Below are 2,701 nucleotides of genomic sequence, written 5' to 3'. Positions count from 1 at the left end.
GATCACCTGCCCGTCGCGCAGGCGGCGCGAGGTGACGTTGCTGGCCGCGTCATAGCCGAGCTGCTCATAATCGCTGCCCGAGCTGGTGCCCGAGCCGGCGGTGGTCACCGGGTAGGAGGTCTTCGAGAGCCGGTCGAAGCCGTCATATTCATAGCTGGTCCTGTTGCCCTCGCCGTCCGTCACGCTCGCCAGCTTGCCGTTGTTCGTATAGGTGCTGGCCACCTCGTTCGCCTGGTCGGCGGTGCCATAGGCGGTCTGGATCGTGGTGACCTCGCGCGCGCTGTTGTAGAGGTTGCGGACGATCCGGTCCGGCCCCGCCGCGCCGGTGGTGGTTGCCGTGCAGGCACCCGGCAGCGAGCCCCAGGCCGCGCTGTTCATCCGCACCGCGGTGCAGTCATAGGTGCCCGCCGCGTCATAGCTGCGCTGCGTCACCTGATAGATGGTGCCGCCGGCGCTGACCGTCTGCTTCACCGGGCGATCGACGCCGTCATAATCGGTCGCGGCTTGCTGCAGGCTCGTGAAGCCGGCCCAGTCGCCGTCGCTCTGGCTGCTGACGTTGCCGGTCTCGCTCAGCGTCACCCGGCCCTTCGGATCATAGGTGGTTCGCTGCGCGCGCGGCTTGAGCGCCCCTGCGCCATCCGGGTCCGCGCTGACGACGCCGACCAGCTGGCGGGCCGCGTCATAGCGATAGCGCGTGGTGTCCGCAGAGCCGGGGAGCGGTCCGTCCACCGTCCGCACATTGCCGGCATCGTCATAGGCGATCGTCGTCGTTGCCGTCAGCGAGCCATCGCCGGCGCCCTTGCTGACGACATTCGGCAGGCCGTTGATGTCATAGGAAATGCTGGTCTTCACTTCGTCCGCCGTGCCCGCGCAGCTTGCCGTGCTTTGGCAAGCCGAGATGCTGCTCACCTGCTGGACGCCGTTGATCGTCGTGTAGCTGTACGTGGTGGTTGGGCGCGTGCCGCCGCTGCTGGCGGCGGGTGCGGCGACGGTCAGCAGGTCGCCGGTGCTGGTGTTGTAGGTGTAGTCGGTCTGGTTGCCCTTCGCATCCTTCGTCCAGTTGGGCTGGTTGCACTTGGCCGCATAGGTGCAGGACGCGTCGTAATTGGCCGGTGTCACGATGTCGGCGAGGCCGGAGCCCGATTTCGCGACGGCGCGTTTCTCGGTCACGTTGCCGCGGCTGTCATAGGTGAGCTGGGTGTAGTTCCCCTCGGGCTGCGTAATGCGCGTCACGCGCCCGCTCGCATCATATTGCCAGCTGGTCGTCCGGCTGAGCGGATCGGTCCTCGACGTCATCCGCTGCGAGGCAATGTCGAACGTATAGTTGGTCGCGCCGGCATCGGGCGGGGTGACCGTCACATAGCGGAAGCCGGCCGAATCGTAGGACGAATAGCTTGTGGTCCCGGCCGCTGTAGTAATTGCACTCACGCGTCCGCCGGAATAGGCGATTTGCACGTCTTCCGTGCTGCTGCCCGGTCTCTTGATTCCGACCAGGCCCGTGTTGTCCTGACGGTAAGTGGTGGCACGTCCTATCGGGTCGGTAACAGTCAGGTAAAGGTAAGGAACGACCGCATTGAAACTCGTCGCCATGTAGCGACTGGTTGCGCCGGGCACCGCCGTATTCGTCAGCGATACGCCAAAGGTAGTGCCCCACGCTGCCCAATCGGTACCGAAGATGTCGGTGGGATCCGTGCTCGGCGCCGCATTGTCGTATGTCAGCTTGTATCCCGAGTTGCTCTGAACGGACGACACCCGATAGGCATAGGAATGCCCGGTGCAGATCTGGCCGTCGGCACCCTCTTTCGATTGCGAGCAATAATACATGCTCTCGAATGTGTATGTCAGCTTTTCGCCGGAGGGCTTGGTGACGTCGGTGACGACGCCGGTGATGCTCTGGAACATCGCCGCGCCGACATAGGCCCTGTTGAAGCGGATGACGGTGCCATCGCTAAGCACATAGGTGTACACATTGCCGCTCAGCGACAATGTGGACCCATTTGCTTCGGTCGGGATGTAGCTGCTGCCTGAGATGGTAAAGCGGTCGGCCTTGCCGGCATAGACGACATTGACGGTGCTACCGCTCACCGACAAGGTCGCGACCAGATTGTCGCCCCAGATCTGGTTGCCCCGGACAAGCTTGTACCAACTCAATCCTGCATCGCCCTGACCGGCCGACAGAACCGGCCCATCCGCATTCATCGTCCCCAGGAAAAGGTCGACCCCGTTTGCGTCGATCGACTCGCGGACCGGGACGACAGTGGCAACCTGGGCCCTGGCTGCCGGCGCGAACGACAGCAGCGAAGCCGCGGTGAGCATCGAGCAGGCAAGCAATTTGGCAACGGCACGGTGGCCGACCGGGCGCACGGGCCCGATGTGATTCAGCATGAATCCCCCTCTTTTGATCTTATGAGCATGAATCCGGGCGCAGAGGGCGCCGCGCGAGATCAGGGCGCCGGGTTCGGCGAGCCGGTGACCTTCACGTTCTTGCGGTTGTTGGCCTTGTCATGGGTGTATTCGGCCTTGACGCCGTTGTTCACCGTGCCCGAACGCTCGACTTTCACCAGCCGGCCCTTGGCATCATAGGTGTAGGTGACGGTCTCCGAGGCCTGCGCCGATGAAGCGATCATCGCAGCCAGGCCGACGCCGAGTAGAAGCCTCATGCGCATACCTCCCCCTTCTTTGGCTTGAAAGAATCGCGGGC

At 63.9% G+C, this 2,701-nt stretch carries 2 protein-coding genes; both read right to left on the bottom strand.

Annotated features, from left to right (window positions below; all coding sequences use genetic code 11):
- Positions 1 to 2,385 (bottom strand): RHS repeat protein (locus tag FFS08_RS23330; protein WP_137865137.1); only part of this gene is annotated, 2,385 nt, incomplete at its 3' end.
- A 59-nt stretch (positions 2,386 to 2,444) separates the two neighbouring features.
- Positions 2,445 to 2,660 (bottom strand): hypothetical protein, encoded by a 216-nt coding sequence (locus tag FFS08_RS23325; protein WP_249341300.1) that lies wholly within the window; start codon positions 2,658 to 2,660, stop codon positions 2,445 to 2,447.
- Positions 2,661 to 2,701 lie beyond the last annotated feature (41 nt).

Origin of the sequence: Sphingomonas sp. 1F27F7B (assembly GCF_005503355.1) — a bacterium.
In the GTDB taxonomy this organism is placed as follows: Bacteria; Pseudomonadota; Alphaproteobacteria; order Sphingomonadales; family Sphingomonadaceae; genus Sphingomonas.
Note: the sequence above shows the minus strand (reverse complement) of the source record. Positions and strands in the feature narration are given on the sequence as shown.

Bases quoted from the DNA above. Each gene is read 5' to 3' on its own strand.
- FFS08_RS23325 (WP_249341300.1), bottom strand. From the start codon at position 2,660: ATGAGGCTTCTACTCGGCGTCGGCCTGGCTGCGATGATCGCTTCATCG.